General features: G+C 72.6%; 25 protein-coding genes. 11 read left to right on the top strand and 14 right to left on the bottom strand.

Annotated elements, in window-relative coordinates:
• The first annotated feature begins 84 nt into the window (after positions 1–84).
• Entirely contained in the window at positions 85–1,542 is a 1,458-nt protein-coding gene (locus tag IH48_RS0120695; RefSeq protein ID WP_051840317.1) for a glycoside hydrolase family 76 protein, read from the top strand.
• On the opposite strand, the gene IH48_RS0120700 is transcribed toward IH48_RS0120695, so the two are convergent.
• From IH48_RS0120700 to IH48_RS34490, 4 genes are read right to left on the bottom strand one after another with little or no spacing between them, the layout of a single operon-like run.
• Positions 1,520–3,148 carry a glycosyltransferase family 39 protein gene (locus IH48_RS0120700; RefSeq protein ID WP_078849907.1) on the bottom strand — a complete coding sequence of 543 codons (1,629 nt, stop codon included), beginning with the start codon at positions 3,146–3,148 and terminating at the stop codon, positions 1,520–1,522. The two genes, IH48_RS0120695 and IH48_RS0120700, sit on opposite strands and share 23 nt — an antisense overlap.
• Positions 3,141–3,809 (bottom strand): response regulator, encoded by a 669-nt coding sequence (locus tag IH48_RS0120705; RefSeq protein ID WP_234434325.1) that lies wholly within the window; start codon positions 3,807–3,809, stop codon positions 3,141–3,143. The genes IH48_RS0120700 and IH48_RS0120705 overlap by 8 nt, the downstream gene beginning before the upstream one ends.
• A 22-nt stretch (positions 3,810–3,831) precedes the next feature.
• On the bottom strand, positions 3,832–5,115 hold the full coding sequence (locus IH48_RS0120710) for a sensor histidine kinase (RefSeq protein WP_078849908.1): 1,284 nt from the start codon (positions 5,113–5,115) through the stop codon (positions 3,832–3,834).
• 31 nt (positions 5,116–5,146) lie between these two features.
• Positions 5,147–5,803, bottom strand: coding sequence for a hypothetical protein (locus IH48_RS34490; protein WP_030906537.1), 657 nt, complete (start codon positions 5,801–5,803; stop codon positions 5,147–5,149).
• Positions 5,804–5,986: 183 nt separating this feature from the next.
• Here IH48_RS34490 and IH48_RS0120720 point away from each other — a divergent pair, with 183 nt between their 5' ends.
• On the top strand, positions 5,987–7,309 hold the full coding sequence (locus tag IH48_RS0120720) for a glucarate dehydratase family protein (RefSeq protein WP_030906540.1): 1,323 nt from the start codon (positions 5,987–5,989) through the stop codon (positions 7,307–7,309).
• A 125-nt stretch (positions 7,310–7,434) separates the two neighbouring features.
• Here IH48_RS0120720 and IH48_RS0120725 read toward each other — a convergent pair whose 3' ends face one another.
• Positions 7,435–8,325, bottom strand: coding sequence for an LPXTG cell wall anchor domain-containing protein (locus IH48_RS0120725; RefSeq protein ID WP_051840267.1), 891 nt, complete (start codon positions 8,323–8,325; stop codon positions 7,435–7,437).
• A 465-nt stretch (positions 8,326–8,790) separates the two neighbouring features.
• Between IH48_RS0120725 and IH48_RS0120730 the strand changes: the two genes are divergently transcribed.
• Positions 8,791–9,333, top strand: a complete 543-nt coding sequence (locus tag IH48_RS0120730; protein WP_030906544.1) for a GNAT family N-acetyltransferase — start codon at positions 8,791–8,793, stop codon at positions 9,331–9,333.
• A 37-nt stretch (positions 9,334–9,370) separates the two neighbouring features.
• Here IH48_RS0120730 and IH48_RS0120735 read toward each other — a convergent pair whose 3' ends face one another.
• Positions 9,371–10,069: a CGNR zinc finger domain-containing protein gene (locus IH48_RS0120735; RefSeq protein WP_030906547.1), complete on the bottom strand. Its 699-nt coding sequence runs from the start codon at positions 10,067–10,069 to the stop codon at positions 9,371–9,373.
• Positions 10,070–10,182: 113 nt separating this feature from the next.
• On the opposite strand from IH48_RS0120735, the gene IH48_RS0120740 reads away from it, so the two are divergent.
• Entirely contained in the window at positions 10,183–10,758 is a 576-nt protein-coding gene (locus tag IH48_RS0120740; protein ID WP_199809983.1) for a carboxymuconolactone decarboxylase family protein, read from the top strand.
• A 111-nt stretch (positions 10,759–10,869) separates the two neighbouring features.
• On the opposite strand, the gene IH48_RS0120745 is transcribed toward IH48_RS0120740, so the two are convergent.
• Entirely contained in the window at positions 10,870–11,529 is a 660-nt protein-coding gene (locus IH48_RS0120745; RefSeq protein WP_051840271.1) for a helix-turn-helix transcriptional regulator, read from the bottom strand.
• 95 nt (positions 11,530–11,624) lie between these two features.
• Here IH48_RS0120745 and folE point away from each other — a divergent pair, with 95 nt between their 5' ends.
• The 4 genes from folE to IH48_RS0120765 all read left to right on the top strand — a co-directional run bounded on the left by folE (position 11,625) and on the right by IH48_RS0120765 (position 15,215).
• Positions 11,625–12,218, top strand: a complete 594-nt coding sequence (gene folE / locus IH48_RS0120750) for a GTP cyclohydrolase I FolE (protein ID WP_030906556.1) — start codon at positions 11,625–11,627, stop codon at positions 12,216–12,218.
• A 67-nt stretch (positions 12,219–12,285) separates the two neighbouring features.
• The gene (locus tag IH48_RS0120755) at positions 12,286–13,509 is read left to right on the top strand and encodes an NAD(P)/FAD-dependent oxidoreductase (protein ID WP_030906559.1); all 1,224 of its coding nucleotides are present in this window, start codon (positions 12,286–12,288) and stop codon (positions 13,507–13,509) included.
• A gap of 108 nt (positions 13,510–13,617) precedes the next feature.
• Complete coding sequence (folP, locus tag IH48_RS0120760) at positions 13,618–14,472, top strand: dihydropteroate synthase (protein ID WP_030906563.1); 855 nt, start codon at positions 13,618–13,620, stop codon at positions 14,470–14,472.
• Entirely contained in the window at positions 14,472–15,215 is a 744-nt protein-coding gene (locus tag IH48_RS0120765) for a dihydrofolate reductase family protein (RefSeq protein ID WP_107059338.1), read from the top strand. Before folP ends, IH48_RS0120765 begins: the two co-directional genes overlap by 1 nt.
• On the opposite strand, the gene IH48_RS0120770 is transcribed toward IH48_RS0120765, so the two are convergent.
• Genes IH48_RS0120770 through IH48_RS0120780 form a run of 3 tightly spaced genes read right to left on the bottom strand, consistent with a single transcriptional unit; the run spans position 15,189 to position 17,624 of the window.
• A complete protein-coding gene (locus tag IH48_RS0120770; RefSeq protein ID WP_078849909.1) occupies positions 15,189–16,448 on the bottom strand; it encodes an MFS transporter in 1,260 nt (419 codons plus the stop codon). The genes IH48_RS0120765 and IH48_RS0120770 overlap by 27 nt on opposite strands.
• 20 nt (positions 16,449–16,468) lie before the next feature.
• Positions 16,469–16,894, bottom strand: a complete 426-nt coding sequence (locus IH48_RS0120775) for a RidA family protein (RefSeq protein ID WP_030906573.1) — start codon at positions 16,892–16,894, stop codon at positions 16,469–16,471.
• A 40-nt stretch (positions 16,895–16,934) separates the two neighbouring features.
• The gene (locus IH48_RS0120780) at positions 16,935–17,624 is read right to left on the bottom strand and encodes an HD domain-containing protein (protein ID WP_051840318.1); all 690 of its coding nucleotides are present in this window, start codon (positions 17,622–17,624) and stop codon (positions 16,935–16,937) included.
• 72 nt (positions 17,625–17,696) lie between these two features.
• On the opposite strand from IH48_RS0120780, the gene IH48_RS0120785 reads away from it, so the two are divergent.
• Positions 17,697–18,641: a GlxA family transcriptional regulator gene (locus IH48_RS0120785; RefSeq protein ID WP_030906578.1), complete on the top strand. Its 945-nt coding sequence runs from the start codon at positions 17,697–17,699 to the stop codon at positions 18,639–18,641.
• 201 nt (positions 18,642–18,842) lie between these two features.
• On the opposite strand, the gene IH48_RS0120790 is transcribed toward IH48_RS0120785, so the two are convergent.
• Genes IH48_RS0120790 through IH48_RS0120800 form a run of 3 tightly spaced genes read right to left on the bottom strand, consistent with a single transcriptional unit; the run spans position 18,843 to position 22,784 of the window.
• Positions 18,843–20,798 carry a sensor histidine kinase gene (locus tag IH48_RS0120790; protein ID WP_030906581.1) on the bottom strand — a complete coding sequence of 652 codons (1,956 nt, stop codon included), beginning with the start codon at positions 20,796–20,798 and terminating at the stop codon, positions 18,843–18,845.
• Complete coding sequence (locus tag IH48_RS0120795; RefSeq protein ID WP_030906584.1) at positions 20,795–21,505, bottom strand: response regulator transcription factor; 711 nt, start codon at positions 21,503–21,505, stop codon at positions 20,795–20,797. The genes IH48_RS0120790 and IH48_RS0120795 overlap by 4 nt, the downstream gene beginning before the upstream one ends.
• Before the next feature lie 43 nt (positions 21,506–21,548).
• Positions 21,549–22,784: an alpha/beta hydrolase gene (locus tag IH48_RS0120800; protein ID WP_158710331.1), complete on the bottom strand. Its 1,236-nt coding sequence runs from the start codon at positions 22,782–22,784 to the stop codon at positions 21,549–21,551.
• Positions 22,785–23,082: 298 nt separating this feature from the next.
• Here IH48_RS0120800 and IH48_RS0120805 point away from each other — a divergent pair, with 298 nt between their 5' ends.
• Entirely contained in the window at positions 23,083–23,766 is a 684-nt protein-coding gene (locus tag IH48_RS0120805; protein ID WP_030906588.1) for a DsbA family oxidoreductase, read from the top strand.
• On the top strand, positions 23,763–23,930 hold the full coding sequence (locus IH48_RS36325) for a hypothetical protein (RefSeq protein WP_158710332.1): 168 nt from the start codon (positions 23,763–23,765) through the stop codon (positions 23,928–23,930). The genes IH48_RS0120805 and IH48_RS36325 overlap by 4 nt, the downstream gene beginning before the upstream one ends.
• 27 nt (positions 23,931–23,957) lie before the next feature.
• Here the strand turns inward: IH48_RS36325 and IH48_RS0120815 are convergent, their stop codons facing one another.
• The gene (locus tag IH48_RS0120815) at positions 23,958–24,371 is read right to left on the bottom strand and encodes a winged helix-turn-helix transcriptional regulator (protein WP_030906592.1); all 414 of its coding nucleotides are present in this window, start codon (positions 24,369–24,371) and stop codon (positions 23,958–23,960) included.
• Positions 24,372–24,391 lie beyond the last annotated feature (20 nt).

The raw sequence follows: 24,391 nt of genomic DNA on the forward strand, positions 1-24,391 counted from the left end.
CTCACCCGCGTACGGTCCGCGGTCACCCGCGGCAGACGTCTCACGCTCCTCGCGGCCCTGTGCCTGCCCCTGTCGCTACTCGCCGTGCCGCGCACCGCGTCCGCCGCCACAGGCGGCGGCGCGGCGGCAGGCACGGCTCCGGCGGCCGCCCGGCACGCCGCTGCCGCCGCATCGATCTGCGACATCTACTGCGACACCAGGGACCCGGCGGACGCCAGTGGTCCGCGCGACGCCGCGACCGCGACGGTGCACGGGCGCACGATCAAGCTGGTGCTCTCCGACAACGATGTCATGGGCTTCGCGACCATCGGCGGCGGCGGACAGGGCGACGAGGTCTGGCTGGACCGCTCCTTCGACGGCGGCAGGTCCTGGGCCTCGGGCAGCAAGCTCGGCGACACCTTCACCCCGGCCGGCTCCCAGGGCTGGCGGACCCTGATGTACAACGTCGACGACTGGGCGAACGCGGGCGTCGGCGCCCTGCGCGCCTGCGGCAAGGCGGGTGACCAGCCCGAGATCGCCTGCACGCAGTGGGCCAGGGTGAACCGCAACGCGTGGTCACGCTCCACCGCCGCCGCCACCGCGCTGATGATGCTCTACGACAACAAGACCGGCCTGTTCGAGTCGAACGGCTGGTGGACCGGGGCCAACGCGCTCACCGCCGTCATCGACAACGCGCGCATCAGCGGCATGGGCAGCTACGAGTACGCCATCTCGAAGACGTACGACCTCAACAAGAACGCCCAGGGCGGCAACTTCACCAACAACTTCCTCGACGACACGGGTTGGTGGGGCATGGCCTGGGTCGACGCGTACGACCTCACCCACGACTCCCGCTACCTCGACACGGCACGCGCCGACGCCGATCACATGAACGCCTACTGGGAGACCGGCACGTGCGGCGGCGGCGTGTGGTGGAGCTCCGACAGCGACAAGCGCTACAAGAACGCCATCACCAACGAGCTCTACCTCGAACTCAACGCGGCCCTGCACAACCGCATCGCCGGAGACACCACCTACCTCGGCCGGGCACGCGCCGAGTGGTCCTGGTTCCAGGGCAGCGGAATGATCAACGGCGACCACCTCGTCAACGACGGCCTGAACAGCTCGACCTGCGCCCCCACCGGCTCCACGTACACCTACAACCAGGGCGTGGTGCTGGGCGGCCTGAGCGAGCTGTACCGCGCGACCGGCGACAGCGCCCTGCTCGACACGGCGAAGACGCTCGCCAACGCCTCGACCACGTCCGGCGCGCTCAACCCCGGCGGTGTCCTCAGCGACATCGGCGAGGCGGGCAGCTGCTCCTCGGACGGTGCGAGCTTCAAGGGCCCGTACGTGCGGGGCCTGGCGGCGCTCGACAGCGCGCTTTCCGGCCACCCGTACAGCGCCTACCTGGACCGCCAGGCGAACGCGGCCTACGCGAACGATCGCGACCTGCTCGACCAGTACGGCCCGCACTGGAACGGCCCGTTCTCGCTCCCCACCCCGGGCCACGGCTGCCAGCAGTCGGCGCTCTCCGCCCTCAACGCGGCCGAGCAGAACTGAGCTGCTGCCGTCCTGTCCGGCGCCCGGGGCGATAGGAGCGATCGGAGCGATCCGGGCAGTCGCCCCGGTGCGCGTACAGCACCACCTGCGCTCCCTTCACGCGTATGCGGTCGCACCGCACGAAGTGGCGCCGCAGCACCTCCCGTTTGACGACCTCCGCCGCGGTGGTGTCCAGCGGCTGGCCCTGCGGGTCGGTGAGCGCGACGATCCTGCGGGCCCCGAGCACCCGCTCGCGCACCACGGGCGCCGGCTCCTCCTCGCCCTCGAGCGTGTGCGACCTGACGGCGTCGCGCCGCAGCGCGAGGTCGTGAAGGCCCAGGTAGGGGCCTGGGTAGGACATCCGCCACTCGCGCCGCCTCGACGGCATGAACAGTACGTCGCCGGCTCCGGGCGCGAGCCGCCGCACGGCGAGCGACACGGCGGTCACGTCGTCCTTGCGGCTGTCCGGCGTCCGCATCTCCAGCGACACCGGGACGAGCGCGAGGACGGCGAGCACGACACCGCACCACGCACCGCGCCTGCGCCAGGCCCGCCCGCGGGCGTGCGCGAACAGCGCGTCGAGCGCACGTCCCATCAGCAGCCCGAGGCCCAGATACGAGTAGAGGACGTAGCGGTCCAGATACATGGGCTTGTAGGCGCCGGCCGCAAGCAGCAGCGCCGTCGGCACGACCAGCAGCGGCAGCCCGAGGCGTGCGGCCGTCACGGGCCCGGCGCCCCACGGCGCCCCGGCCCGGCGGCCGGCAGGACCGGGAACCCACGCGCAGGCCGCGCCGAGCGCCACGACAGCCGCGATCTCCAGGCACTGCACGAGCCCCGGCCCGCCCAGCCACGCGACCTGCGCCGACTGCCCGGTGCTGAACACGGCGAGCGGGGCCACCGAGAGCGCCGCTCCCACCGCCGCGACGGCCCACCCGACGCGCGCCGCACGCCCCACCCCGCTCACCAGGACGGTGACGCCGTGCGCGGCGAGCGCCAGTACCGCGAACTCGTGCAGCCAGCCCGCCGCCGCGATCGCCGCCCCGTACCCGGCCCACAGCCGCCACCCGCCCCCGTCGCCGAGCGCTCGCACGAACAGGTACGTGGCCAGCGCCACCAGCGCGCACACCAGCGCGTAGGAACGGCCCTCCTGCGCGTACATCTGCACCAGCGGCACCAGCGCGAACGTCACCCCGCTCCACAGCCCGGCCCGCCGGCCGGCGAGGCGCCGCCCCGTCAGCGCCACCAGCGCGGCGGCCGCGGCGGTCGCCACGACCGACGGGAGCCTCAGCGTGAGCAGCCCGTCGTCCCACACGGCGAACAGCCCGTGCATCAGCAGGTAGTACACGCCGTGCACGGCGTCCACATGCCGCACCAGCTGCCCGATCTGGCCCACACCGCGGTGCGCGACCTGGTACGTGACCGACTCGTCGCGCCACATCGAGTCCTGCCGCCGCAGCCCCCACAGGCCGAGCCCGAGGGCGAGCACCGCGGGCACGAGCGCCGTCCCCCAGGCCCCCGTCCACCATGCCCCCGCGCGCGGCGCACCGGCCCGCCGCGCGGCCGCGCCCGACGCTTTTGCCCGCGGCGCCGGCCGGCTGCCCGCCGCGGGGAGCGTGCCGTCACTCACGTTGGTGGTCCAGGTACCGCAGGACCGCGAGTACCCGGCGGTGGCCGGGCTCCGACGCGGGCAGACCGAGTTTGGTGAAGATGTTCGCGATGTGCTTCTCCACGGCGCGCTCCGACACCGTGAACGTCCCCGCGATCGACATGTTGGACCGTCCTTCCGCCATCAGTCCCAGCACCTCGCGCTCCCGGGGAGTGAGTGCGTCCAGCTCCGACCTCCTTCGGCTCGCGCCGAACAGCTGCGCCACCACCTCCGCGTCCAGGGCCGTTCCCCCGGCCGCGACGCGCTCCAGCGCGCCCACGAACTCCCCGATGTCCACCACCCGTTCCTTCAGCAGGTAGCCCACCCCTGCCCCGCCGTCCCCGATGAGCTGGGCCGCGTACCTCGTCTCCACGTACTGCGAGAAGATCAGCACCCCCGTGCGCGGCGCCGTCCTGCGGATCTCCACGGCCGCCCGCAGACCCTCGTCGGTCCCCGTGGGCGGCAGCCGGATGTCCACCACCGCGGCGTCCGGCCGGTGTTCGGACACGGCGGCGAGCAGAGCCGCCGCGTCCCCCACGGCGGCGACCACCTCCACCCCGCGCATCCCCAGCAGTTGTGCCAGCCCGTCCCGAAGGATCGCGGAATCCTCCGCGATCACGACCCGCAGAGCCCCAGCAGCCATACCGACCAGCCTTCCCCTGTTCTCACCGGTAAGGGAGCAGGACGCTGACCACCGTAGGCCCACCGGCAGGGCTGTTGCAGACCAGCGATCCGTCGACCGTGCGGACACGGGCCAGCAGTCCCGAGAGCCCGCTCCCTCCGCCGGCCCGGGCACCGCCCCGGCCATCGTCCCGCACGGTGAGGAGCAGCATGCCCGCGGCCCCGCGCACCGTGATTCCCGCCGCTGACGCGCCGCTGTGCTTGACCGCGTTGGCGAGGAGTTCGGCGGCGCAGAAGTAGGCGATCGACTCGATGGCAGGCGTGGGCCGGCCCTCCATCCCCCCTTCCACGGTGACGGGTAGCCCGCAGTCCGCGGCGAGCGTGGCGAGCGCGGTTTCAAGACCCTGGTCGAGCACCGGCGGGTGGATGCCCTTGACCAGGTGGCGCAGATCGGCGACCGCCTGCACCGCGCTTCCCTGCGCCGTCTCCACCGCGCCCAGCACCTGCTCACGGTCCGCGCCGCCCAGCACGAGCTCTCTGATCACCGTCAGGTGCATGCCCAGCCCGACCAGCCTCGCCTGCGTGCCGTCGTGGAGATCCCGCTCGATCTTGCGCAACGTCGCCGCGGCGTCGTCCACGGCCAGCGCACGCGTCTCCTCCAGGGTGCGGATGCGGAGGTCCGCACGGTCGGGACCGAGCAGCGCCGCCAGCAGCAGCCGGTGCGGAACCAGCGCGTTCGCCACCAGCCACCGCGCCCCGAACAGCAGCAGCACGCCCACCGCGACAGGCACCAGCACCAGCGGCCAGTCGTCGAAGACCACACCGCCCACGATCAGCGCCGCGTGCCGCACCGCGCCGTCGGGCCGCCGGACGGTGAAGTTGTCCCACTGGCGCACCAGAGGCAGGAACGCGAGTAGCACTCCGTATACGTACCCGACGGTCACCGCCACCGGTGGCAGGACGGCCGTCACCGGGGCGAGTACCGCGCACCCCACGGCCCGCCAGCCCGCACGGCCGCTCAGCACAGCCCGCCGCCAGCCGAAGACACCGCCGCCGCCTCCGTCACCGTTCGTCCCCCGCCGGCGCGCGGCAAGGTCGATCCGCACCCCCAGCAGGCGTGCCGTAAGGGCCCGCTGGAGATCGCCGAACGCCAGCCCGGCACGCACCCCGCCGGCCACCACCCACAGGCCCATCGCCGTCCACGACAGCACCCCGCCGATCAGCAGGAGCGCCAGCACGACGAAGGCCCAGACGACGGCCAGCGGGAGGGCGACAACCGCGTAGAGCGCGGCCGCCGCCTCCGCGAGCAGTCGGCGTCTCACCTGCATGGAGGCCACCCTAGGCGGACCCGGGGACCGGTCACAGCTGATGGATGACGGGCACGGAGAGCGCCGCGCACGCCGCGCACACCCCCAGCGCCAGGGCCACCGCCCGGCCTCGCGTCAGACCGCCGGACGCGGGAGCGCCGCCGGAGGCGGGGTCACTCAGGAACGCGCGTATGAGGGCCGCCTGCAAAGCGTTGAACCCGCGCATCACCCACGGCGTGAGGAAGAGGAACGTCAGCCCGCCTCCCACGGCGTGGACGGCCCAGGCACCGGCGAGAGAGGGGCCGCCCCACGCATGAGCGAGGCTTTCGGCCGTCGTGTCCGAGCGCAGTGGGTAGCCGAGGTTGATGAGGACTATCGTCCAGAAATAGCCGCACACGGCTATGGCCGCCAGGTTGACCGGAGTACTCAGCACCGCGTGCACGAACGCGAGCGCCGTACGCGCGCGGCCCTGGACCGGGGCCGGCGTCTCGTCCCCGAGCAGCGAGCGCGCGAGCCCGCGCTGGACGCGCCCGGCCGGCCCTCCGACCAGCGCTATGAGCACGCAGAGCAGCCCCACCGGCAGGGCGAGCACGATATACGCGAGCCGACGCCAGGTCATGGCGCGGAACGGCTCCCTCAGGACGCGGACGACGATCCGCTTCCAGTCGAACGAACGGGTGGCCACAGCAGGATGAGCGATGGTGTCCATGGCTCAAGGCTCCCGGCCGCACGCCGTTCGCTCGATCGTGCCAGCACGGATCTTGGGGGTTCGGTTCACCCCACCCCACCCGGCATCCGTTGACGCCCACGGTTCATGTGCCTAACCTACGTCTACATACATAAATGGCGCTTACCATAAATGACACTGACGTAGAGAGATGAGCTGCCCGCCATGACGCACCCCGCGCAGTCCGCGCAGCCCGGCCTCACCATCACCGACGTGCGCCTCACGCCCGTCCTCGTGGCGGACCCGCCCCTGCTCAACACCCAGGGCGTGCACCAGCCCTACACCCCGCGCCTGATCATCGAGGTCGTCACCGAGGGCGGGGCCACAGGCCTCGGCGAGACGTACGGCGACAGCAAGTATCTCGCGCTCGCCGAGCCCCTGGCGCGGCGCCTCGTCGGCCGCCAGGTGTACGACCTGAACGCCGTCATGTCCCTCGCGGACGCCGTCGCCGTGAACCCCGGCGACGCCGGGGCGGCCGGCGCCCTCGACGTCGGCGGCCTGCGCGGCGTGCAGACCGCCGACAAGCTCCGCCTCTCCGTCGCCTCCGGCTTCGAGGTCGCCTGCCTCGACGCCCTCGGTCACGCACTCGGTCTGCCCGTGCACGCCCTGCTCGGCGGCAAACTGCGCGACTCCGTCGAATACAGCGCCTACCTCTTCTACAAGTACGGCGCGCACCCCGAGGGCGTCCCCGCGCAGCCGGACGACTGGGGCCCGGCGCTCGACCCGGAGGGCGTCGTGCGCCAGGCCCGCATGTTCTCCGAGCGGTACGGCTTCTCGTCCTTCAAGCTCAAGGGCGGCGTGTTCCCGCCCGACGAGGAGATCGCGGCCGTCCGCGCACTGGCCGCGGCGTTCCCCGGGCAGCCGCTGCGCCTCGATCCCAACGGCGCGTGGTCGGTGGAGACTTCCGTACGCGTCGCGGAGGAACTCGGCGACGTCCTCGAGTACCTGGAGGACCCGTCGCTCGGCACACCCGCCATGGCGGAGGTCGCCGCGCGCACCGGCATCCCGCTCGCCACCAACATGTGCGTGACGACGTTCGGCGAGATCGCCCCCGCGTTCACCAGCGGCGCGGTACAGGTCGTGCTCTCCGACCACCACTACTGGGGCGGGCTGCGCAACACCCAGAAGCTCGCCTCGGTGTGCGAGACGTTCGGCGTGGGCGTATCGATGCACTCCAACACGCACCTCGGCATCAGCCTCGCCGCCATGTCGCACGTCGCGGCCACCGTCCCCAACCTCCACCACGCGTGCGACTCGCACTACCCGTGGCAGTCGGAGGACGTGCTGACGGAGCGCATCACGTTCACGGACGGCCGCGTCACTGTCGGCGACGCGCCGGGCCTCGGCGTCGAGTTGGACCGCGACCGGCTCGCCGCGCTGCACCGCCGCTGGCTCGACGACGACGGCCGGATGCGCGACCGCGACGACGCGGCCGCGATGCGCGTCACCGACCCGGACTGGACGACCCCGTCCATCCCGCGCTGGTAGCCGGGGGCAGCGCCCCCGGCCCCGCCCCGCGCACACGCGAAGAGCCGGCCGGACCACGCGAGAGGAGTGTCCGGCCGGCTCTTCGACGGCTACGAACTACTCAGCGATCGCGCCGAGTCGTCCGCTCAGGCGTTGCTGCCGCTCTTGCGGCGGCGCGTGAAGACGACGGCACCGGCACCGATGACGACGAGCGCGGCACCGGCCGCGATGAACGTCGTCGTCTGCGAGCTGTTGCTACCGGTCTCCGCGAGGGTCGGCGTGGACGACACCGGCTGGGCGACCGGCGTACCGGACGGCGCGGCCGTGGCGCCGACGGCCGGCGCGCTGCTGCTCGGCGAGGTGGAAGGCGTGCCCGTGGAGGCGGACGTGGACGGGCTCGGCGAGGTGGTGTCCGACGGGCCGGTCGAGGGCGACGAGGTGTCCGACGGGCCGGTCGACGGGGACGAGGTGTCCGACGGGCCGGTCGACGGCGTGCCCGACGGCGGGGGCGTGTCGCCGCCGCCGCCGTTGTGGTCGCAGTCGGGCTTGTACTGGCCGTTCCAGTGGGCGATCAGGTCCGTCGGCGTGGCGGAGTCGGGGTAGTGCGGCAGCTTGCCGCTCTTGCCGTCGTAGACCGTGTTGTTGCCGTACAGGTCGATCTGCCCGAAGCAGGCCGAGTCCTTGAGGCCGTTGACCGTGAGCGTGGCCTTCGGGTTCTTGCTCGACAGGGTGGCCTGGTCGACGCCCAGGAACACCTGCGTCCCCGAGTGTGCCCAGTCCGGGCCGTCGGTCTGGTAGGCGGCGAGCGAGATCGGGTACGCGCAGCCCTTCGTCACGTTGCCGTCGAGCTTGACGACGATGCTCTTCGGCGCGTTGCCGATCGTGTCGCCCCTGGTCCAGTGCTGCCCGCCGTCCGTGGAGTACTTCAGCTGCACGGCGCTGCAGTGGCCGCCGCCACCCTTGTGACCGTGGCCGCCATGGTCGTGGCCGTGGGCCGAGGCCGTGCCCACACCGGCGAGGCTCAGCGCGGCCGCCATGGAGCCCACACCGGCAACACCTATAAGACGTCTGGCAATTGAACGCTGCACTTCGGTACTCCTGAATACGTGGCGAAGACCGTTCCGAGCAGTGCTCACGTGCCGAGCACGCCGACGCCTCGGGCGCCTTGACGCGCGCGCCCGTGTCGACGAGAAATCGCCTCCGCCGAGGTAGTTGGGTGGCCGTGCCCTGAGGGCCGGGGGTCACGAGTATGCCGCAACGGGGTCTGCGTTACACAAGTGGTCCGCGAAAAATACACCGTGACACGTCGTCGAAGCTCTAAGTCGACCCAACACAACACTGCGAGTGTGGTCATAAGCGGCATACGAGGCATGGTGCTTGCCCGACGGACCCGCACACCAACACAACCGGAAGGTCACACTCCCAGCACGGCGGCCGTGGCCGTCACAGGTTGACGTACCACCAGGTATGTTGGCGCCACGACCAGCCAGGGGACTCACGCCATGAACAGCACGACGCCGCCGTTTCCCGCCCGGATCGACCTCTCGGGCGAGGGCCTCGTCCTGCGCGACTGGACCGAGACGGACCTGCCGGCGATGCCCGGGCTGTTCGACCATCCCGACATCGCGTACTGGACGCCGATGGCCTCCCCCTTCGACGCGGCGGCCGCACGCGCGAGGCTTGACCGCGACCGGCGGCTGCGGTCCGAGGGCACGGCGATACTCCTCGCCATCACCGTCGACGGCAGGACGCCGCTCGGCGAGGTGATGCTGAGGCGCGCCCCCGAGGGCACGGAGCTCGGTTACGCGATCGGCCCCGCGCACCGGGGCAAGGGGCTGGCCGCCCGGGCCGTGCGCGTGATGGCCGCGTATGCCTTCGAGCAGCTCGGTGTGGACCAGGTGATCCTCGAGCTGGAGCCCGAGAACGCCGCCAGCGTCGCCGTGGCCACCAGGACGGGCTTCGCCCCGCTCGACGTGGAGCTCATCCGCGGCGTGGAGAAGGGCCGCCCCTACGCGCTGCAGACGTGGGGCCTGAACCGGCCCTGAACCGGCCCTGAGGCGGTCCGCCGCCGGCCCCGACCCGTCAGCCCGCGGCGTCGTGCGCCGGCCTCGCGGCGCCACCGCGGTGGCGCCGGTAGTGGCGCGCGACGCGCGCCCGGTTCCCGCACGCCTTCGTGCACCACTCCCTGCGAGGGTGGTCCTTCACGAAGTAGCGGTCACAGCCGGGCGCCAGGCACGTACGCAACTGCCGGCGGTCCGGGCCCGCGAACAGCTCGGCCGCCTGCCGGGCGAGCGAGGAGAGGACGTAGTCGCACGCGCCCGAGCCGGTGCCGACGGTCGCCGTCGGCTCGCCGCCGTCGGGCCAGTCGAGCTCCGGCCAGATGCGGGCCCTGCCGCTGAGCCGGTTCACCGTGTCGAGCGCCTCGCGGCGTGACGGGACCCGTGCCACCGCGAACTGCGGCGGCGCGTCCGTGACCTCCGCTGCGAGCGCCCGCAGCGCGTCGCGCAGCGCCCGCAGCCTGCGCGCGTCCTGCTCGTCCAGCGCCGCGGCCGCGCCGCCTCCCCCCGCATCCCGCGCGCCCCGAGCCTCCCCCGGGCCCCTGCCCGTCGTGGCGGGCAGCCGGGGGCCGATCGCGTCGACCCATCGGGCGGCCGAGTCGACGTCCCCGACCAGGTCGAACGTGTCATGGCCGCGCTCGTCGACGTGAATCGTGTTCATCAGCTCGACCGGGAGCGGCTCTCCCAGCAGTGCCACACGTACGTCCACCTCACCGTCGTCCATGCCGCCAAGCATACCGAAGAACTAATGCTTCCCGCACATCCTGAACATTTGACGACTCGCTGAGGGCATGGCACAGTTCTAATTGTTCACGGCGCTTATAAGCATTAGTCAGCATGGCGCCGACCACGAGAGAGGCCACCGACATGTCACGACTCCCGCAGATCGACCCCGAGAACGCCACCGGCAAGGCGGCCGTGCAGCTCGCGGAGACGCAGAAGGCGCTGGGCAGCGTCCCGAACCTGATGAAGGTGCTGGTGAACAGCCCGGCGGCCGTGAAGGGCTACCTCGCGATGAACGGCGCGCTGGCCGCCGGTGTGCTGCCTTTCCCGGTCAGGGAGCGCATCTCGATCCTGACGGCCGAGCTCAACGGCTGCACCTACTGCCTGTCGGCCCACACCTTCAGCGGTGGCAAGTTCGCCAAGCTCAGCGACTCGGAGCTGGCGGCGGCCCGCGAGGCCAAGTCGCAGGACGCCCACATCGAGGCGATCCTCACGCTGACGCGCCGCGTCATCGAGGGCCGCGGGCAGGGCGGCGCGCAGGCGATCGCGGACGCCAGGGCCGCCGGTGTGACGGACGAGGAGATCGCCGAGGTGGTCGCCAACGTCGCGGCGAACATCCTGACCAACTACTTCAACGAACTGGTCGACACGGACGTCGACTTCCCCCGGGTCGCGCCGCACGCCCACTGACCGCACGCCCACTGACCGCGCACCCACCGACCGCACGCCCTCAGCGCCCGGGTGCCCCGCTCGACGGCGCCGGCCGGGAGCGCCCGCGAGTGCCCGGGATGCCCCGGGCGCCTACCCGGGCGCGTCGATGAACACGCAGCAGCGGTCGGGGCGCGGGGCCAGCACGGCACGGTCCTGGGGCTCGCCGCTCGCCTCGAGCAGGCCGCGCACCAGGTGCAGGTTCAGGCCGCACACCAGCTCGGTGTGGCGCTGGGCGAGGCGGTGGAAGGGGCAGTTGCGCAGTTCCACGCAGCCCTCGCCGGTCTCGGAGGGCTCGTACCCGCACGCGCGCAGCGCAGCGGTCAGGTCGGGGCCGCCCGCCGACCGCCCGGCCGCGTGCGCCGCAGAGGCCACCGCCTCGCGCACCCCGCCGGAGTCGTCGGCGGCGACCGCCTCGGCCAGTACCTCGGCGAGCAGCGCGTAGTCGCGCGGCGGCATGCTGACGGAGAGCTCGCGGCGCGCTCGCGCGTACCGCTTGGCGGGGCGGCCCGCGCCAGGGCCGCTCCGTCCGGCCGGGCGGGCGTAGCTGGTGGTCAGCAGGCCGGCGTCGACCAGTTTGTCCAGGTGGTAGGCCGCCAGGGTGCGGCTGATGCCGACCGCGGCCGCCGCGTCGTCGCGGGCCGTCGGCTCGTCCCGGGCAGCGACGGCGTCGTACAGCCGCCGCCGCACCGGGTCGTCCAGGCTGCTCAGTTCGCTGATCGGATCCTGTCCCGGATCCTCGCTCCTGCCCACACGTCCAATGTAACACCAATGAGATTTGACAAATTTGGCGCGCTCGGGTCAGCCTTCTAAAAGAAGGCGGCATTGTCGATACAAGGAGCGCCCCCATGACCGTCCCCGCGTTGCGCGTCGCCACCGAACCGGCCGGGGTGGACCTGGCGGCGGCCGAGCTTGCCGCACGGGAGTTCCTGCGGGCGCTCGGCGTCCCGCTGGACCGCGAGGGGATGCAGGACACGCCCGGGCGCATGACCCGCGGCTACGCCGAACTGCTGACCGCGCGCCCGTTCCGGTTGACCACTTTCCCGAATGAAGAGGGCTACGACGAGCTGGTGCTCGCCCGCGACATCCCGGTGCGCTCGGTGTGCGAACACCACATGCTGCCCTTCGTCGGGGTGGCGCACGTCGGATACCTGCCGGGCAGCCGCATACTCGGGCTGTCGAAACTCGCCCGGGTCGTCGAGCACTTCGCCTGCCGCCCGCAGGTGCAGGAACGGCTGACCAAGCAGATCGCCGACTGGCTCGACGAGCACCTCGATCCGCAGGGCGTCGGAGTGGTCGTCGAGGCCGAGCACACGTGCATGACGCTGCGCGGGGTACAGGCCACCGGGTCGAAGACCGTCACCTCGACCCTGCTGGGGACCCTGCGCGGCGACGCGTCGTCCCGGCAGGAGTTCCTCGACCTCACCGGCATCCGCCGGTAACAGGGCACACCCACGCAGGGCAACCACCCGCAGGACCCCCATTCACTCGAAAGCTCGGAGGCAGAACATGACCACACCGCGGCGGATCGTGATCGTCGGGACGGGACTGGCCGGTGCGACGGCGGCCGCCACGCTCCGCGAGCGCGGCTTCGACGGCGAGGTGACGATCTTCGGACGCCAGTCGCACGACCCGTACGAGCTGCCGCCGCTGTCCAAGGCCATCATGCTGGGCAGCACCGACGAACCCGACTGGGTGCGCCCCGCGGGCTACTACCCCGACCATGCGATCGACCTGCGCCTTTCGACCATCATCACCGCCCTGCGCCCGGCCGAGCACCGGGTCGTCGAGGCCGACGACACCGAGCACCCCTACGACCGGCTGCTACTCGCCACCGGGTCCCGCCCGCGCACCCTCCCGGGCTTCGACGGCCCCGGCGTCCACACGCTGCGCACCCTCGACGACTCGCTGGCCCTGCGCGCGGCACTGAAACCCGGAGCCCGGGTCGTGATCGTCGGCGCGGGCTGGATCGGCTGCGAGGTCGCGGCCGCCGCCCGCACCCATGGCGCGGAGGTGACCGTCATCGACCCGCTGCCGCAGCCGCTGCTTTCGGTGCTGGGCGAGGAGATCGCCGCGGTCTTCCGCGACCTGCACGCCGAGCACGGCGTCACGCTGCGGCTCGGCACCAAGGCCACCGGCCTCGCGACCCAGGACGGCGCCCGCGTGGTGCGCCTCGACGACGGGAGCGAGCTGCCGGCCGACGTGGTGGTCGTCGGGGCCGGGGCCGTACCGAGCACCGGACTGGCCGAACAGGCCGGCCTGGAACTCGCCGCCGGCGGGGTCGCCGTCGACGCGGCGCTGCGCACGTCCGCCCCGGACGTCTACGCCGTCGGCGACATCGCCGCGCACGACCACCCGCGCCACGACGGCCGGGTCCGCGTCGAGCACTGGTCCAACGCCAAGGAGCAGGGCGCGCACGTGGCGGGCAACCTCCTGGGCGGCGACGAGCCGTACACCGCCGAGCCGTACTTCTTCTCCGACCAGTACGATCTCGGCTGCGAGTACCGCGGCCTGGCCGACCCCGCCCGCGACGAACTGACCGTGCGAGGCACGACCGCCTCCCGCGAGTTCATCGCGTTCTGGCGCCGTGACGGACGGGTCACCGCGGCCCTCAACGTCAATGCCTGGGACGACGGCGACGCCTTGCAGGCGCTCGTCGACAACCGGGCGCAGGTCTCCGCACAGCAGCTCGCCGAGGCCGACCTGGGCGAGCTGGCCGCCGGCGCGCGCTGAGCGGCCACGGCGAGCACGCCACGGCCGAGGGGTGCCACGGGCCGACGGGGCCACGGGCGAGAAGAGGAGCAGGAGCGCATGAGCAGCACGCAGGGCGCGGCCGTCGACATGGTCTTCCGCGGGCGCCGCGTCACCCGTGACCGGGCGCTGGTGATGGCCATCGTCAACCGGACACCGGACTCGTTCTACGACCACGGCGCCACGTTCGCCGAGGACGCGGCGAGGACGGCGATCAGCCGGGCCGTCGACGAGGGCGCGGACATGATCGACCTCGGCGGTGTCACCGCCAGCCCCGGCGCCGAGGTCACGGCGGACGAGGAGATCGCCCGGATCGTGCCGCTGGTGGAATGGGCACGCGGCCGCTACCCGGACCTGCTGATCAGCATCGACACCTGGCGTCACGAGGTCGGCGACGCCACCTGCCGGGCAGGCGCCGACATCCTCAACGACGCGTGGGCCGCCGCCGACCCGCGGCTGATCGACGTCGCCGCGGCGTACGGCGCCGGCTACGTGTGCACTCACACCGGCGGACGCACACCGCGGGCCGAGCCGTACCGCCCCGACTACCCGGATGTGGTGACCGCGGTACGCACCGAGGTCCTCGCCCTGGCCGAACGGGCCGAGGCCGCGGGCGTGCCGCGCGGCGGCATCCTCATCGACGGCACAGGCTACGGCAAGGATACCGCCGACCACCTGACGCTGCTCGGACACGTGAAGGAGTTCACCGGCACCGGATGGCCGGTGCTGATGGCCCTGTCGAACAAGACGTTCGTGGGCGAGACCCTGGACGTCGGCCTGGACGAGCGGCTCACCGGCACCCTCGCGGCCACCGCGATCGCCGCGAGGGACGGGGCGGCGGTCTTCCGCGCGCACCAGGTCGCGCCCACACGGCAGACCCTGGAAATGGCCGCCGCGATCAACGGCACCCGGCAGCCCGCCCGCACCAGCGCCTGGATCTCGTGATGCACCTCATCTGGCCACCGGACCACGCCGGCCGCGTGATCGAAGGCGCCGAGCTCGAAGACCTCTACACCTACCCGGCCGGACGGACCTGGCTTGCGGTCAACTTCGTCTCCAGCGCCGACGGGGCCGTCGAGCTCGGCGGCCAGGCACGGCCCCTGTCCACACCGCCCGACCGCGAGGTGCTGCAACTGGGCAGCGACCTCGCCGACGTGCTGCTGATCGGCGCGACCACCGCGATGGTCGAGGGCTTCCACGGCGTCCACCCCGACCGCCGCACGCGGGAGCGCAGGCGCCGCCACGGACTGGCCGACGTCCCGCCCACCGCCGTCGTCACCACCGGTCACGGCCTGCCCGCTGACGCGCCCGTCATCACCGGGGCGCAGGTGCCGACCCTCGTGCTCACCTGCGAGGCCGCACCCGTCGACGTCCGGCGGGCCTGGACCGCGGCGGGCGCGGAGGTCATCGTCGCGGGCGAGGGGAGCGTCGACCTGACGGCGGCGGTCGCCGCACTGGCCGGACGCGGGCTGCGGCGCATCGACTGCGAGGGCGGCCCCCACCTGTTCGGTGCGCTGACTGAAGCCGGCCTCGTCGACGAACTCCGCCTGACGCTCTCCCCCGTGCTGGCCGCCGGCCCCGCGGGCCGCATCGCCGCGTCCCCGCTCGCCACGCCCGTCGACCTGCACCTGGCCTCGGCGCTGGCCGAGGCGGACACCCTCCTACTGCGTTATCTCGCCCAGCGCTGACCCGCGGGCCCTGAGCCGCAGCAGGGCGGCCTGCGTCGCGACGGCGAGTGCCACCACGAACCAGGAGTAGTCGCGCGTCGCCGCCGCAAGGCCGCCCCCGTGCACGACGAGGACACCCGCGATGACGGCCGGCACGCCCATGCCCAGGTAGCAGACGACGTAGAGAGCCGACAGGACACCGGCGCGCTCGTGCTCGGCGACCAGCGGCACGACCGTACGCATCCCACCCTGGAATCCCGCCCCGAAACCGATCCCGGACACGAACGTACCCGCGAAGAACCCGGCGAACGACGAGAGTTCGACGGCAGCGAGGGTGCCGAGCGATCCCAGCACGAGCAGGGCGACGCCGAGGAACATCACGGCCCCGGGCGGGACGCGCCCGAGCGAGACGGCGGTGGCCGACGAGACCACGGTCAGGACGAACAGGCCGAGGCCGCCGATCACCGCCGAGTTCGAGCCCGAGAGTTCGCGGGCGAGCGCGGGGGCCAGCGAGCCGTAGAAACCACCGAGCGACCACACCGCGAACAGCACCGGCGCCACCGCGAGCAGCGGGCCGCGCAGGCGCCGCGGCACCGCGAGTCGGGGTACGAGGGAGGCGCGCGGCCCGGTCGCCGTGCTGCCCATGCCGGGCAGCACGGCGACCCCGGCGGCCTGCAGCGCGAAGACGCCGATGAACACGAGGTAGACGAGGTGCGTGGGGGCCGGCAGGTACTGGACGACCAGGCCGGACAGCAGTGCCCCGACGCCGGTCCCGAGGCCCGGGGCGACGGCGTTGGCGCGGGTGCCGCGCTCGCGGTCGATGTCCAGCATCGCCGCGCCCAGCGCCCCGAGGGCGCCGCCGGTGGCGACACCCTGCAACACGCGGCCGGCGATCAGGGCGCCGACGCCGCCGGCCGTGCCGAACACCACCATGGCAATGGCCTGCAGGGCCAGCGCGGCCAGCAGCACCGGCCTGCGGCCGAGGTGGCCCGAGGCCCTGCCGAGCACGAGCAGGGCGGCCAGGACGACGACGGCGTACACGCCGAAGACGACGGTGGTGGTGATCGGGGAGAAGTGCCAGCGGGCCGCGTACAGGGCGTACACCGGCGTCGGCGCGCTCGACGCGGCGAGGAACGAGACGATGATCGACGCGAGCAGCACGAGGCCGGCGGGGCCGGCGCGGCCGCCGGTACGCCGGGCGGCCGGCCGGACGGTCTGGGGGACGTCACTCGGTGGCGTCGTCGTGGTCCTCATGGCACACCTCCTGCCGCGCTCTATCGGCCCGCGTCGCCGGGGTGAGCGGCGGTCGCCCGGATCTCGACGAGGAGCTCGGGGCTCGCGAGGCCGCTGACGCCGATGATCGTCCAGGCGGGGTAAGGGGCCTTGACGAGGCGCTGCTTGGCCGCGAGGAAGCCGGACATGTTCTCCCTGATGGCGACGTGGTAGCTCGTCACGTCCACCAGGTCGCCGAGGCCGAGGCCCTCAAGCCGGAGGATCTCCTCAAGGCGCCGGATGGCGAGCTCGGTCTGCTCCTCGGCGCTCTCGCCCGGGACGCCGTCGGGGCGGCGGCCGATCTGGCCGGAGACGAACAGGTGCCCGTTCGAACGGATCGCGGGTGCGTGGCCGAAGCGAGCGAACGCGCTGGTGGTCTGCCCGAAGACCGGTGAGTCGTCGGGGACTTCCACGAAGTGGATGGTCATTGCGGTGTGTCCTTGTCTCTGGTGGGCCTGGCGGGGCCGGTCAGTCGCCCCATCGGGAGGAGCCGCATGCGTGCTCCATCCGGGTCTGGCCGAACGTCTCGCGTTCGCGCAGGAATTCACCGGGCAGCGCGTAACGCGGCCCGTTCCTCGGGTTCTTGGCGGCCTGCGTGACGATCGCGTCGGTGAGCGAGCGGATCATCTCCAGCCGCGGGTAGGCGGCATGGACGGCGTCGGCCTGCTCGTCGCCGAGGGCGTCGGCGTGGGTGTTGCCCATCGGGCCGCCGAAGTCGAGCGCGACTCCTTCGCGTACGAGCACGCACAGCGTGCCGCGGCGCTCCGCGATGCCCGATGAGGTGTGCAGGGCGATGGCCTGCCAGACCTCGTCGGCGTCCGCCTCCGACCTTCCGTGTTCGACGAGGAACGCGGCGGCACGGTCGGCGCCCTCCACCTCGAACCGCTGCGTGTGCGGGCCGTCGGGCGCCACGCCGAGGTCGTGCATCGCGCAGGCCGCGAACAGCAGGTCGTCCTCGTAGTCCTGGCCGGCGGCCAGTGCCAGGCGCGCGGCCACGAACCTGGCGAACAGGTAGGTGCGGATGCTGTGGTTGAACACCGAGGGCGATTCCACCGGCTTGACGAGCTGTACGACAGCGCCGGCGAGCGGTGTGCGTGGCAGCGCGATCAGGTCGGTGGCCGCCCGTGCGGCCCCCTGGCCGCGGATCGTTCCTTTCATGCCCACCAGGCTGGCACGCACCCCTCTGACCAGGTGAGTGGCAATCTTGACTGACATCGATAGAATCTTGCCATGACGACACACCGAGTCGCGATCCTGGCGTTGGACGGTGTCACCCCGCTCGACCTGGCGATCCCGGCGCAGATCTTCAACGCCCGCCCGGAGACCCCCTACGAGACGACCGTGTGCGGCCTCGGCCCCAAGGTGGCGACCACCGCCGGCTTCTCCCTCGACACCGAGGGCGGCCTCGACCACGTACGCGCCGCGGACACCGTGATCGTGCCGGGGTACGAGCCGGGCAGCGAGCCCCCGGTGCGGCCGCCGGGCGAGGTGCTCGACGCGCTGGCCCAGGCACGCGAGCGGGGCCGGCGTGTGGTGTCGATCTGCACGGGCGCCTTCGCGCTGGCCGCGGCGGGCGTGCTGGACGGACTGCACGCCACGACCCACTGGATGCACATCGACGAGCTCGAAGAGAACTTCCCGTCCGTCACGGTCGACCGCGATGTGCTCTACGTCGACGAGGGGGACGTGCTCACCTCGGCTGGAGTGTGCTGCGGCATCGATCTGTGCCTGCACCTGGTGCGCCGCGACCTGGGGGCGATCGTGGCCAACCGGATCGCCCGCGGCCTGGTGGCCGCGCCGCACCGCGACGGAGGCCAGGCCCAGTACGTACCCGCTCCGGTCGCCGAGGCCGGTGAGACGTCACTCTCCGGCACCCGGGGCTGGGCGCTGGGCCGGCTCGACGAGCCGCTCACACTGCGAGCGCTCGCGCGCCACGCGGGCGTCTCGCCGCGCACATTCATGCGCCGGTTCGCCGCGGAGACGGGCACCACGCCGCTGCAGTGGCTGCTGGGCGCCCGCCTCGGCAGGGCACGCGAACTGCTGGAGACGACGGACCACTCGGTGGACCAGGTGGCCAGGGACTGCGGCCTGGGCACAGCGGCGAACCTGCGCCTGCACTTCCGCCGGACCCTCGACACCACCCCCACCGCCTACCGGCGCACCTTCACGCGCTGACACCGCGGGCCACGGCCAACGGGCCGGACCCTTGCGCAGGTTGTCACTTTCCCGACGCGCTGCCCGATCACGCCTCGAACGCGGTCGCGAGGTCCTGGCCGTCGTCCGCGACCCCGCGGGACCGACCGCGCCTCATCCCGCACCGAGGGCAGTCACCGGCAACGTCCTCGATCCGTCGTCGGTCCGCGTGCCCGCCGCGGGTCACGGCTGTGCCGGCACGGTGATGGTGAACGCCGACCCCTCGCCCGGGGTGCTGGTCGCCGTGATCGTCCCCCCGTGCGCCTCCACGAGCTTGCGGACGATGGCAAGCCCGAGGCCGCTGCCTCCGGTCTGCCGGTTGCGGGACTTCTCCGCGCGCCAGAAGCGGTCGAAGACTCGTGGCAGGTCCTCGGCGCCGATCCCGGCGCCCGTGTCAGTGACCCCGATCACCGCGCGGGCGCCGCCGGCCCGCCCGGTGACGGTCACGCTGCCGCCCGCGGGGGTGTGCCGGACGGCGTTGGACACGAGGTTGCCGACGGCCTGCCGCAGCCGCACGGGGTCGGCCGCCACGACCGCCCCGCCTTCGACGGCGGTGACGAGGGCCACCCCCGCCGCCTGCGCCGTCCCCCGGTGCGCGGCCGCGACCTGCCCGAGCAACTCGGCCAGGTCCACCTGGCGTACGCGCAGCCGCAACTCCCCGGCGTCGGCCGCCGACAGGTCCCGGAGGTCGTCGATGACGTGCTGCAGCAGCACCGCCTCGTCCAGCAGCGATGTCAGGAACGCGTTGTCGGGCACGGCGAGACCGTCCTCGGCGGCCTCCAGCCAGCCGCGGATGTTGCTCAGTGGCGTGCGCAGTTCGTGCGCGACGTCGTTGACCATCGCCTTGCGCAGCTTCTCGGACCGCTCGCGGCGCTCGGCCATCGAGTTGAACGCGACGGCGACGTCACCGATCTCGTCGTTCGCCGCGACCTCGGCACGGGCCGCCAGATCACCCTCGGTCATCCGCCGGGCAGCGCCGGCCAGTGCCCGCAGCGGGCGGACCATGCGGGTGCCGGCGAGCGCGGTGACGGTGAGTGTGACCAGGATGACGAGGCCGGTCACCTCGGCGATCCGCGTCAGGTTGCCCGGTGACAGGTCGAGGAACGCGACCGGTGCGCGCTGCGGGCTGCTGACGAACAGCAGGGCGGGTGGTGCGACGTAGGGCGCGAGCTGCTCGCGGCGTGCGCCCTCGACGCAGTCGGCCACCACGTGTTCGCCCCGCGCGGTGCCCGGGGCGCTCCGCGTCCAGCTGTCGTCCAGGTTCAGCCGGACGGGAGGCGCGCCGCGCCGGCTCAGGCAGGCGTTGACGAGACCGCTGAGCCGATGCAGGGCGTGCGCCTCGGTGCGCGTCGGGCGCGACAGGGCCGTGGCCGCACACGCGCTCGGCGGGTACAGGCCGCTGCGCGCGGGGCGGAGCACGGGCCGGCCCGACGGCGTGGTGTCCACCCGCACGCTCACGTTCAGCTGATCGCGCAGGCACGCCGCCGTGCGTTGTGCCACGCCCCGCAGGTCGGCCCGCTCGGCGGCGGGCAGCAGGAACGGCCCGACCGCGCGGGGGTCGATGGCGCTCGGCGCGGCCGGCACCGCACTGTCCGTGCCGGGCGCGGCAGCCGGCGAGGGTGACCGCGTGTCCGGCAGGCAGCGGGCGTTCGGGGAGCAGGGCGCGGGCGACCCGCCCGCGGCGGTGGCCGGCTCTCCACCGGTGTGCCCGCTGTCGCCCGCGTCGGCACGCGCGGCCGGCGTGCCGTCCACGGAGAGCGGGTTGACCGTTGCGGACGCCTGGGCGGGCAGCGGGACGTGCGTCGCCCCGGCGCCGGAGTCGACCATCGTGTGGCGGCCCTGGTCGGTGAGCGTGATGCGGTGGCCGGTGCCGCGGGCCAGCCGGCGCACGGTCGCCGCGACGCCCCGCCAGTCGTGGTGGGTGGCGGCGTAGCCGAGCAGTGTGTCGTAGATGTGCGCGTCGTCGGTCAGCGTCTGGCCCTGCGTCTGGCGGATGGCGACGCTCGTGACGTGTGCGGTCAGCCAGGCGGTCGCCGCGACCGAGCAGGCCGAGACCAGGACGGACAGCGCGAGCAGCTTGAGCAGCAGCCTGCGGCGTCGGGGGACGCCACCGCGCCGCTCGGGGACGTCGGGGCTCACCCGCGCGCCCCGTCGCCGGCGACGAGCTTGTAGCCGACGCCGTACACCGTGATCAGCATGCGCGGCCGGTTGGGCTCGTGCTCGATCTTGCGGCGCAGGTTCATCACATGGACGTCGACCGTCCGGTGGGTGGACCAGCGATCCATGCCGTGCAGGCCGGAGATGATCTGTGCGCGGCCGAAGACCCGGCCGGGCTCGGCCGCCAGCAGGCTGAGCAGGACGAACTCGCCCGGCGTGCACTCCACCTGGCGGCCGTCGACGGTCACCTCGTGCCGCACCGGGTCCACGCACAGCCCGCCGACGCGCAGCACCGGATCGGGCGGCGGGGCAGGGGCGGTGGCCCTACGCAGGAGGGTGCGGACGCGGGCCATCAGTTCGCGCGGGCTGTACGGCTTGGTGATGTAGTCGTCCGCGCCCAGGTCAAGGCCGAGCAGCAGGTCGTCCTCGGCGGAGCGCGCCGTGAGCATGAGCACCGGCAGCGTGGACAGTTCCGGGTCGGCGCGGACCACCCGGCACACGTCAAGACCGTCGACGCCCGGCATCATCACGTCGAGCACGAGCAGGTCGGGCCGCGCCCGCCGGACCTGATCGAGCGCGGCCCGCCCGTCGTGCACGGCGGTCACCCGGTGACTCTCGCGTTCCAGGTAGCGGCGGACGAGTTCGGCCTGCTTCGGGTCGTCCTCCGCGACCAGGACATGTGCGCACATGGCAGCGAGTCTAGGAACGCCTGCGAACGCGACGGCCGGGTGCTCAGCCAGTGCCCCCGTCGTACCGGGTGGTGACGGCGCCGCCCGTGCCGGGGAACGACTTCTCGCCGGTCAGGTAGGGCTCGTACCGCGTCCGGCCGAGCAGATGGTCGGCGAAATAGGCGCCCACGTAGTCCTCGGTGATCCGGCGCTGTTGCCGCTCGGAGAGTTCCTTCTGATCCGTCTGGGAGGCGTCGGCCCCGGGGAACTGGGACGTGCAGGTGCCCGGCTCGCCGCCGGGAACGCCGTCGTCATGTGCGGCGACCTGGCCGCTGCTCGGCGACCACTGCTCGTTGTAGAAGTCGTGGACACCGCCGCGCACCGTGTACTGGCTTGTCGGCGCGTTGTTGGCGCCCTTGTTCCAGTCGAAGAACTCCCCGGTGTTCACCTGGTCGCACGTGCCCCACATCACCGCGAACGACGTCTTGGTGACGGGATCGACGTCCCAGGTGGCGGTGGGCGCGAGAGCGAACGCCGCCTTGACGGACACACCTTCGGGCCACGTGTGACGGCTGCTGTCGGCGATCTCCTGCATCACTCCCCCGCCGCCCATGGAGTGCCCGATCAGCCCCACATCGCGCAGGTCCACATGGTTCCTGAAGTCCACCGGCGAGGGACGTCCGGACGCGGCGTCGACGAAGCCGCCGCGCAGCGGGCCCTTGCCCGTCGACGACAGCTGCCGCCACATGCGCAACTGGGCGTTGATCAGTGCCGCGCGCTCCTGATACACCGTGTCGGCCTGGCCCGAGGACGTCGAGTTGATGCCGTTCGCCCCGATGGAGACGACGACGAACCCCCGGCTCGCCAGCTCACGGCCCAGGTAGTCGTAGCCGAGATAGCTGGGGATCCGGCCCACCCCGGATGCGCACGGCCAGGCGAACAGCCGGTCCGAGTCGGCCTTGATGATCGCCTGCTGCCTCGCCGCGTCGGCGGTGTCACCGCTCTGCTCGTCCTTCGCCAGCGCGGCCTGCGCGGCGTTGAGCGATGCGGAGGCGTCCGCGTCGGCGCAGGTGTCCCAGTACCCGTGCTCGATCATGATCAGCGGGTGGGTGCCTGAGGAGAGGTCGCCGGGGTAGTAGACGGCCCCGTCCAGCTCGTTGCCGCCCACGTATCCCAGGGAATCGGGCGGCTGGAAGGCCTCGTCGCCCAGGTTGTAGTGCACCTCTCCCACTTCCTGCCGCGCGGGCCGGCTTCCGGAGCGGTTGACGGCGGCGAACGCCTCCGTCGAGGAGAAGCACACAGCACAGGCTGTCACGGGCGCGGCGAGCAGCAGCAACTTCGCGCGCCGTGTGCGTCCAGGTTTCGTATGCGCCGCCGCAATGGCCGCCGAGGTGGCGCGCCGCGACGTACGGAGGGACGGCCGGCGGACAGGACGTGGGAGGCATCGCATGGGGTGGAGGGTACGGAGAGCATGTCAGGAAGCTGTCAGATTCCTGTTTTCGTCCGGGCGATGCACACGCACTTGAAAGTGCCTTTTGTAAGCTCTGCCCCACTCACTCATGATGGTGTTACGCACCAGCAGTGAGGTGAGAAGGAAGATGATTGAGCAAGTAACGCACCCCGCGGGGCCGCAGGTTGCCATCGAGATGTGGTCCGACCTGGGTTGCCCGTGGTGCTATGTCGCCAAGCACCGGCTCAGGGCCGCGATCGGGCAGCGGCCTGACGCGGACCGGTTCAAGGTCGTGATGCGCTCCTTCGAGCTGAACCCGGCCGCACCGAAGCGGCCGGAGCCGATCGAGGACGCCTTCATTCGTACCCACGGCGGAACGGCCGACCAGTTCATGGCGGCAGAGCGCCGGATCCGGGCGATCGCCCTCGGCGAGGGCCTGGAGTTCACGCTGGACCGTCTCAGCGCCAGCACCTTCGACCTGCACCGCGTGGTGCAGTACGCCGGCGACGAGGGCCTGGGCTTCGAGTTCTTCTCGGCCGTCCAGGACGGCTTCTTCGCCGGATCCGTGAACCCTTACGCCCCTGATGCCCTGGCCGGGGTCGCCGATTCGGTCGGTCTCGACGGCCGGCGAGTGCGCGCGATTCTCGCGGACGGTGAGTACGCCGGCCGCGTACGCGCCGACCGCACCGAAGGTGTGGAGCTGGGCGCGACCGGCGTGCCGTTCGTCGTCCTCGACCGTCGGGTCGCCGCCCCGGGGGCCCAGAAGGTCCCGGTCTACGGGCGGCTGCTCGACCAGGTGGCCGGGCCCGTGCCGAACGAGCCCGTGTCATGAGCGAACCGAAGGGTGGCCCGCAGATCGTGGCGGCCCCTGCCGACGGGTGGTGCGAGCCCGGCACCGGCGTCTGCCGCATCGGCCCCGCCGACGACGGGACGGGCGGCGCCGAGGCTCTCGACGAGACGGCGCCGCACGACGCGCCCGGCGCCGCGGAGCGCTGAGCACCCACCGCCACCGCCTCGGTTCAGCTACGCGCCGACCGCGGCCTTGCCCCGCCCGACTCCGGTCGCCTCGCTTGCCGCCCGGTTGGCGGCGACCTCGCGGTGGTGGGCGGCCGCCCAGCCGGCCATCGCCACCACCGCTTCCATCAGCGACCGGCCCAGCTCGGTGAGCTCGTACACCACCCTCGGGGGGACCTCGGGGTAGGCGGTCCGCGTGATCAGCCCGTCGCGCTCAAGGTGCTTGAGCGTCTGGGTCAGCATCCGCTGGGAGATCCCCGGGATGCTCGCCTGCACGTCGGAGTAGCGCAACGGACCGGCGTTCAGGGTGCTGACGATCAGCACCGTCCACTTGTCGCCGATGCGGTCGAGCACCTCGCGGATGAACGCGCTGTCCTCCGGCCATGTCCGGCACGGACCCGCGAGCTGTCGCGCTGACGCCATCTCCGTCACCCCTCATCCAG

It is taken from the genome of Streptomyces sp. NRRL F-5126 (assembly GCF_000721265.1).
GTDB lineage: Bacteria > Actinomycetota > Actinomycetes > Streptomycetales > Streptomycetaceae > Streptomyces.

Coding starts and splice junctions, on each gene's coding strand:
- IH48_RS0120780 (WP_051840318.1), bottom strand. CDS start 17,624: ATGAAAGGAACGATCCGCGGCCAGGGGGCCGCACGGGCGGCCACCGAC.
- IH48_RS0120725 (WP_051840267.1), bottom strand. CDS start 8,325: ATGGCGGCCGCGCTGAGCCTCGCCGGTGTGGGCACGGCCTCGGCCCAC.
- IH48_RS0120785 (WP_030906578.1), top strand. CDS start 17,697: ATGACGACACACCGAGTCGCGATCCTGGCGTTGGACGGTGTCACCCCG.
- IH48_RS0120795 (WP_030906584.1), bottom strand. CDS start 21,505: ATGTGCGCACATGTCCTGGTCGCGGAGGACGACCCGAAGCAGGCCGAA.
- IH48_RS0120720 (WP_030906540.1), top strand. CDS start 5,987: ATGACGCACCCCGCGCAGTCCGCGCAGCCCGGCCTCACCATCACCGAC.
- IH48_RS0120710 (WP_078849908.1), bottom strand. CDS start 5,115: ATGCAGGTGAGACGCCGACTGCTCGCGGAGGCGGCGGCCGCGCTCTAC.
- IH48_RS0120730 (WP_030906544.1), top strand. CDS start 8,791: ATGAACAGCACGACGCCGCCGTTTCCCGCCCGGATCGACCTCTCGGGC.
- IH48_RS0120735 (WP_030906547.1), bottom strand. CDS start 10,069: ATGGACGACGGTGAGGTGGACGTACGTGTGGCACTGCTGGGAGAGCCG.
- IH48_RS0120805 (WP_030906588.1), top strand. CDS start 23,083: ATGATTGAGCAAGTAACGCACCCCGCGGGGCCGCAGGTTGCCATCGAG.
- IH48_RS0120755 (WP_030906559.1), top strand. CDS start 12,286: ATGACCACACCGCGGCGGATCGTGATCGTCGGGACGGGACTGGCCGGT.
- IH48_RS0120705 (WP_234434325.1), bottom strand. CDS start 3,809: ATGGCTGCTGGGGCTCTGCGGGTCGTGATCGCGGAGGATTCCGCGATC.
- IH48_RS0120740 (WP_199809983.1), top strand. CDS start 10,183: ATGGCGCCGACCACGAGAGAGGCCACCGACATGTCACGACTCCCGCAG.
- IH48_RS0120765 (WP_107059338.1), top strand. CDS start 14,472: ATGCACCTCATCTGGCCACCGGACCACGCCGGCCGCGTGATCGAAGGC.
- IH48_RS34490 (WP_030906537.1), bottom strand. CDS start 5,803: ATGGACACCATCGCTCATCCTGCTGTGGCCACCCGTTCGTTCGACTGG.
- IH48_RS36325 (WP_158710332.1), top strand. CDS start 23,763: ATGAGCGAACCGAAGGGTGGCCCGCAGATCGTGGCGGCCCCTGCCGAC.
- IH48_RS0120770 (WP_078849909.1), bottom strand. CDS start 16,448: ATGAGGACCACGACGACGCCACCGAGTGACGTCCCCCAGACCGTCCGG.
- folE (WP_030906556.1), top strand. CDS start 11,625: ATGACCGTCCCCGCGTTGCGCGTCGCCACCGAACCGGCCGGGGTGGAC.
- IH48_RS0120775 (WP_030906573.1), bottom strand. CDS start 16,894: ATGACCATCCACTTCGTGGAAGTCCCCGACGACTCACCGGTCTTCGGG.
- IH48_RS0120815 (WP_030906592.1), bottom strand. CDS start 24,371: ATGGCGTCAGCGCGACAGCTCGCGGGTCCGTGCCGGACATGGCCGGAG.
- folP (WP_030906563.1), top strand. CDS start 13,618: ATGGTCTTCCGCGGGCGCCGCGTCACCCGTGACCGGGCGCTGGTGATG.